The organism is Roseovarius halophilus (ex Wu et al. 2025) (assembly GCF_047086965.1).
Genome location: NZ_JBKOTX010000251.1, coordinates 1 through 6,879 on the forward strand (window position 1 = coordinate 1; position 6,879 = coordinate 6,879).

The 6,879-nt window shown below is 65.2% G+C and carries 6 protein-coding genes; 5 read left to right on the forward strand and 1 reads right to left on the reverse strand.

Annotated elements, in window-relative coordinates; genetic code table 11:
- Positions 1–1,175, reverse strand: a 1,175-nt coding sequence (locus ACH107_RS28495) for a helix-turn-helix domain-containing protein (RefSeq protein ID WP_412509116.1), incomplete at its 3' end; no start/stop codon positions are given.
- Between the two features lie 218 nt (positions 1,176–1,393).
- On the opposite strand from ACH107_RS28495, the gene ACH107_RS28500 reads away from it, so the two are divergent.
- The 5 genes from ACH107_RS28500 to ACH107_RS28520 all read left to right on the forward strand — a co-directional run bounded on the left by ACH107_RS28500 (position 1,394) and on the right by ACH107_RS28520 (position 6,634).
- Positions 1,394–2,743: a substrate-binding protein gene (locus tag ACH107_RS28500; protein WP_412509117.1), complete on the forward strand. Its 1,350-nt coding sequence runs from the start codon at positions 1,394–1,396 to the stop codon at positions 2,741–2,743.
- 100 nt (positions 2,744–2,843) lie between these two features.
- Entirely contained in the window at positions 2,844–3,875 is a 1,032-nt protein-coding gene (locus tag ACH107_RS28505; RefSeq protein WP_412509118.1) for a branched-chain amino acid ABC transporter permease, read from the forward strand.
- A 3-nt stretch (positions 3,876–3,878) separates the two neighbouring features.
- Positions 3,879–5,078, forward strand: coding sequence for a branched-chain amino acid ABC transporter permease (locus ACH107_RS28510; RefSeq protein ID WP_412509119.1), 1,200 nt, complete (start codon positions 3,879–3,881; stop codon positions 5,076–5,078).
- 12 nt (positions 5,079–5,090) lie between these two features.
- On the forward strand, positions 5,091–5,849 hold the full coding sequence (locus ACH107_RS28515; RefSeq protein WP_412509120.1) for an ABC transporter ATP-binding protein: 759 nt from the start codon (positions 5,091–5,093) through the stop codon (positions 5,847–5,849).
- A gap of 65 nt (positions 5,850–5,914) precedes the next feature.
- Positions 5,915–6,634, forward strand: coding sequence for an ABC transporter ATP-binding protein (locus ACH107_RS28520; RefSeq protein ID WP_310691697.1), 720 nt, complete (start codon positions 5,915–5,917; stop codon positions 6,632–6,634).
- Positions 6,635–6,879 lie beyond the last annotated feature (245 nt).

Here is a 6,879-nt window from a genome sequence, read left to right on the forward strand (position 1 = left end):
AGGCCATAGTTGCGGGAAAATTGGGGCCTCTGAAATTTCCAAAGAATTTTCGGGCAATCCCGCACCCAATCTGCGGGTAGCCATTCAAGAAAAAGGACATCGGGCAGCGCCAACCGCCTACGCACCGGGCGCCCCGGCTGGGTCAGCGCCTGAAAGACCGGCCAGAACGGGCAGCCTGCCCCGGCGCGCGGCAGGTTGAAATCCATCACCGGTTTCTGGAACACCACCACCCCGGCCTGGTCACAGACCGCAAGGCCCGTCACCGGATGGCCGTCGTCCTCGGGCAGCGCGGCCAGGCGGCGGAAAATCCGGTCGAGTGGCTGCTCGAAGAGCCGCGCCAGGCGGAGCGGATCGTGCGCCACCCGATGCGCGGCAGGGGCAAAGGCCGCGGCGGGCAGGTGCCGGGCGTCATCGGCGAAAACGGTCAGCCAGTTGCGCAGGATCTGGCGGGCGCGCGGGTCGCGCAAATCGGCGCTGAGGTCTTCTGGCGTGGCCTCGCCGCGCTCCAGCTCGGGATAGGCGTAGCCCCGCGCCGCCATCTCGGCCTCGGCCAGCTCCAATGGCGACTGCACCTGTGCGGCCGCATCGGCGTTCATGTCCAGATACCCCATGAGCGCCTGGCTGCTTTCGGACAGGCGCAGGCTGTCGTTGTCCAGGTTGCGGTGGAACCGTGCCTGCCAATCCCGGTCAAGGTCCTCGGACTCGTTGAGGATCGAGGCGGTCGAGCGGATCGCGGTCACGGTCGAGATCACCTCGTGCAGGGCGCTGGCCACCTGGGGGTCATGGGTCAGACGGTCGGTCAGGCGCTGGACCCGCGCCTCGAGCTGGGCAATGCGGTCCTGCTGGGCGCCGATCAGCGCCGCCCAGCCGGGAAAGCGCGCGACCAACTCGTCGATGCGGTTGTCTTCGGGGGCGGCAGATCGGAACTCGGCGGCGGCCTCCTGCAGGGGCAGGCGCACGGCGCGCGCGGTGCCCTCGACCAGGGTCTCGGGGTCCACGTCCAATTCGCGGGCGATGTCGGAGAGCAACTTGCCGCCGATTCTGCGGCGGTTGTGCTCGATCAGATTGAGGTAGGAGGGCGAGATGCCTACGGTTTCGGCCAGGGCCGATTGTTTCATCCCGCGGTCGATCCGGCGATTGCGCAGGCGGGTTCCGGTCAGTTGACGCTCGGGCATTGTGATTCCAACAACGATTCCATCGCATTTCTGCGGGTGCGAGAAAATTCGTTTACATATTTTTGCACTGCCGCGTCTAATATTTTACAAAAAAGATGTGTCGCTGGATAGCCTTGTTGAGAAGTTTTCTTGCCGCCCGAATACTCTTGCCACGCATTCGTGCGTTTCGTGCACCGGGCGAGGAGGCCCGGGGCATGGCTCACAAAGGGAGGATATCAATGTCCAATTCGAACTTCACGCGCCGTGGTGTGCTCAAGACCGGGGCTATTGCCGGCGCCGGGCTGACGCTGCCGACTTATTTGCGCGCGCAGGAAAGCGGCTTTACCAACGCGCCCACCGGCGACACCGTGACGCTGGGCTTCAACGTGCCCCAGAGCGGCCCCTACGCCGACGAGGGCGCGGACGAGCTGCGCGCCTACGAGCTGGCGGTCGAGCACCTGAACGGTGAGGGCGACGGCGGCATGCTCAACACCTTTTCGTCCAAGGCGCTGGATGGCACCGGCATCATGGGCAAGAAGGTCGAATACGTCACCGGCGACACCCAGACCAAGTCCGACGCCGCCCGCGCCTCGGCGCGCTCGATGATCGAGAAGGACGGCGCGGTGATGATCACCGGCGGGTCGTCCTCGGGCGTGGCCGTGGCCGTTCAAGCGCTCTGCCAGGAGGCGGGCATCATCTTCATGGCCGGCCTGACGCATTCCAACGACACGACCGGCAAGGACCGCAAGGCCAACGGCTTTCGGCACTTCTTCAACTCCTACATGTCGGGGGCGGCGCTGGCACCCGTGCTGGCGTCCGAATACGGCACTGACCGCAAGGCCTATCACCTGACCGCCGACTACAACTGGGGCTATACCACCGAAGAGGCCGTCCGCTCCTCGACCGAGGCCATGGGCTGGGAAACCGTCAACGCCGTCAAGACGCCGCTGACGCAGACCGACTTCAGCTCCTACATCTCGCCGGTGCTCAACTCGGGTGCCGACGTATTGGTGCTCAACCACTACGGCGGCAACATGGTCAACTCGCTGACCAACGCGGTGCAGTTCGGCCTGCGCGAGGCCGAGGCCAACGGCAAGAACTTCGAGATCGTCGTGCCGCTCTACTCGCGCCTGATGGCCAGCGGGGCCGGGGCCAACGTCAAGGGCATCTACGGCTCGACCAACTGGCACTGGTCGCTGCAGGACGAGGGCAGCCAGGCCTTCGTCAAGTCCTTCGGCGAGAAGTACGGCTTCCCGCCCAGCCAGGCGGCGCACACCTGCTACGTGCAGACGCTGCTCTATGCCGACGCGGTCAGCCGCGCGGGCAGCTTCGCACCCTGCGCCGTGGGCGAGGCGCTGGAAGGCTTCGAGTTCGACGGGCTGGGCAACGGCCCGACCCTTTACCGGGCCGAGGATCACCAGTGTTTCAAGGACGTGCTGGTCGTGCGCGGCAAGGAGAACCCGCAGAGCGAGTTCGACCTGCTGGAAGTCGTCGAGGTCACCCCGGTCGATCAGGTCACCTACGCGCCCGATCACCCGCAGATGGGCGGCGCGGACGCGTCGCTGGGCACCTGCAACAACGGCGCCTGATCGGCGCCTGTCGCAGACCCTGACCCTCTGACCGGGGGCCGCGCGCAGCCGCGCCGGCGGCCCCCGGTCCCCTACCCTCCTGAAAGAGGCAGCCGGATCCATGGATCAGATCATCGTCCAGATACTCAACGGGCTCGACAAGGGCTCGGCCTATGCGCTCATCGCGCTCGGGCTCACGCTCATCTTCGGCACCCTGGGTGTCGTCAACTTCGCCCACGGGGCGCTGTTCATGCTCGGCTCCTTCTGCGCGGTGATCATGTCGCGCATCCTGTCGGCCAGTCACGAGGTCGCGGTGCCGGGCGAGACGGACTTTCTCGGCAACCCGCTGACGCGGGATCAACCTTATGTCTACGACTGGTTCGGCGAGGCCGCCGGGGCCACCATCGTGGACTGGGCGGTGCCGATCTCGATCCTCTTCGCGATCCCGGTCATGATCGGCGTCGGCTTCATCATGGAACGCGGCCTGATCAAGCACTTCTACAAGCGCCCGCACGCCGACCAGATCCTGGTGACATTCGCGCTGGCCATCGTGCTGCAGGAGGTCGTCAAGTATTTCTTCGGGGCCAACCCAATCCAGACCCCGGCCCCCGAAGCCTTTGCGGGCAGTCTCGATTTCGGGGCCTGGCTGGGCTTCGAGCCGCGCACGATCATGTATCCCTACTGGCGGCTGGTCTATTTCCTCTTCGCCGGCGTCATAATCGCCGCCGTATTCGGCTTTCTGCAGTTCACCACCTTCGGCATGGTCGTCCGTGCCGGCATGGCCGACCGCGAAACCGTCGGCATGCTGGGCATCGACATCGACAAGCGGTTTACCTTCATGTTCGGGCTGGCGGCGGCCGTGGCGGGCCTGGCCGGCGTGATGTACGCGCCCATCGTCGCCCCCAACTACCACATGGGCATGGACTTTCTGGTGCTCAGCTTCGTGGTCGTCGTCGTCGGCGGCATGGGCAGTCTGCCCGGCGCCGTGGCGGCCGGCTTCCTGCTGGGAATCCTGGAAAGTTTCGCCTCGATGCCGTGGATGGTCGACAGGCTTCCGGGCATCAACCAGATCATCATCTACCTTGTTGCCATCATCATTCTGCTGACCCGTCCGAGGGGCCTGATGGGCCGCAAGGGCGTGATGGAGGACTAAGCCATGCTTGGACTGAAAAAGACCGACACGACCCTGTTCCTGGTCGTCATGGGGCTGACCCTGCTGGCGCCCTTCATCCTCAACCCCTTCCCGGTCGAGTCCGGCATGGCCCAGTTCAACGCGGGCTACCCGGACCTGATGCAGCGCTTCGTGATCTTCGGGATCTTCGCCATCGGCTTCAACATCCTGTTCGGGCTGACCGGCTATCTGTCCTTCGGGCACGCGGCCTTCCTCGGGGTCGGCTCCTACGCCGCGATCTGGTCGCTCAAGCTCTTTGCGCTTGATGTCGTTCCCGCGATCGTCTTCGCCATCCTGGTGGCCGGGGCCTTCGCGATGCTGGTCGGGTTCATCTCGCTGCGCCGCTCGGGCATTTACTTCTCGATCCTGACGCTGGCCTTCGCGCAGATGTCCTACGCGCTGGCCTATTCGGTGCTGACCCCGCTCACGGGGGGCGAGACCGGCCTGCAGGTCAAGAACACCGACTCGCCGCTGCTGAGCAACGTCGCCGAGGGCGAGATCGGCCGGGCCAGCTTCTTCGGCTTCGACATGGGCGCCAGCCACGAGTTGGTCCTGGGCGGCTGGGCCTTCACCTTCAACCTTGGCTATTACATCGCCGCGGTGGCCATGCTGCTGGCCTTCTACCTGTCGATCCGCATCTTCCGGTCGCCTTTCGGCATGATGCTGCGCGCGGTCAAGTCCAACCAGCAGCGCATGAACTACACCGGCCTGAGCCCCAAACCCTACACCCTGGCGGCCTTCGTCATCTCCGGGATGTACGCGGGCCTGGCCGGGGGGCTGATGGTGGCCATGGACACCCAGGTCGGCCCCGAGCGGATGTTCTGGACCGCGAGCGGCGAGGTCGTCATCATGACAGTGCTGGGTGGCGCGGGCACCCTGCTGGGGCCGGTGCTGGGCGCGGGATTCATCAAGTATTTCGAGAACATCATCTCGAAGATCAACAAGGACATCCTGCACGAGTGGTTCGCCTTCCTGCCCGACGGCTTCGAGGAGGTCATGGTGTCGCTGGTCTATCCCTTCGTGGGCAAGGGCTGGCACCTGACGCTGGGTATCTTGTTCATGCTGGTGATCATCTTCCTGCCCGGCGGCCTGCTTCAGGGCGGTCAGAAGCTGCTGGGGCTGTTCCGCCGCAGGTCCACTCCGTCCGAGGCCGGCAAGGCCGACGGCACGAAACCCGCCGAATAAGGAGAAAGTCCAATGGGTATCCTTGAAGTCAGTGGCGTCAACAAGCGCTTCGGCGGGCTGCAGGCCCTCGGTGACGTGACCCTCTCGGTCGAGGAAAAATCCGTCCACGCCATCATCGGCCCCAACGGCGCGGGCAAGTCCACCCTGCTCAACTGCCTGGTAGGCAAGCTGATCCCCGACAGCGGCTCGGTCATGTTCGACGGCCAGTCGGTGCTGGGGCGCAAGCCGCACGAGATCAACCAGATGGGCATTTCCCGCGTGTTCCAGACGCCCGAGATCTTCGGCGATCTGACCGTGCTGGAAAACATGCTGATCCCGGTCTTCGCCCGGCGCGACGGGGCCTTCCGCATGCATGCCATCGAATCGGTGTTCAGCGAGGCGTCGGTCATCGAGCGCGCGCGAGAGATGCTGACCGAGGTCAGGATGTCGGACAAGGTCGAGATGCTGGCCAGTTCACTGTCGCGCGGCGACAAGCGCCGGCTGGAAATGGCCATGTGCCTTGTCCAGAGCCCCAAGCTGCTGCTGCTGGACGAGCCGACCGCGGGCATGGCCCGCGCCGACACCGAGAACACCATCGAACTGCTGCGCGAAATCCGCAATCGCCGCGGCGTCACCATGGCCATCATCGAACACGACATGAACGTCGTGTTCAGCCTGGCCGACCGGATCACGGTGCTGGCCCAGGGCACGCCGCTGGTCGAGGACACGCCCGACAACATCAAGGGCCACCCGAAGGTGCGCGAAGCGTATCTCGGCGAAGCCCAGGTCTGAGGAGCCGTACAGTGACCCACGTTGACCACCTGTCCCGCGACGGGACCTTCGACAAGAACCGGAACATGGCTGCGACCTCGGCCAAGTATCTCAGCATCTGGGACATCCAGGCCTATTACGGCGAGAGCTACATCGTCCAGGGTGTCAGCTTCGACATCCACGAGGGCGAAATCCTTGCCCTGCTGGGGCGCAACGGGGCGGGCAAGACCTCGACCCTGCGCACCATCGCCCGAATGGCCAACCCAGAGTTGATGCACGGGGAAATCTGGCTCGACCACCAGCCGCTGCACGAGATGAAGTCCTTCGAGGCGGCGCGCAACGGAATCGCGCTGGTCCCCGAGGACCGCAACATCATCCCCGGCCTGACGGTCGAGGAGAACCTCAAGCTCGCCCAGATCGCCCCGCCCCGCGGCTGGTCCCTGGAGCGGGTCTACGAGTTGTTTCCGCGGCTCAAGGAACGCCGTGGCCAGGACGGCACCACGCTGTCGGGCGGCGAACAGCAGATGCTGTCGATCGCCCGCGCGCTGTGCCGCGACATCAAGGTGCTGCTGCTGGATGAGCCCTACGAGGGGCTGGCCCCGGTCATCGTCCAGGAGATCGCCAAGACGCTGGAAATGATCCGCGACCAGGGCATTACCACGATCATCGTCGAACAGAACGCGGTGGCGGCGCTGAAACTGGCCGACCGGGCCGTGATCCTCGACATCGGCAAGGTCGTCTACGACGGCTCGGCGCAAGAGGTGCTCGACGACGAGGCCCTGCGCGCCAAATACCTCGCGATCTGACGGGGGCGGGCGCAGCGCGTGCCCCCTTGCGTCGCCCGCCGAGGCGGCGCAGACATGACGGAGCGGACCCGGTTGCCGGAGACAACCGCGCGGTCCCTCCAAGACAAGGGAGAGAAGACATGTCCACCACTTACCCCGCCACCACATATCCCCCCTCCGCGGAGACCGTATCGCGGGCGCATGTTGATGCGGCGCGGTATGACGAGATGTATGCGGCCTCGGTCTCGGACCCCGAGGGGTTCTGG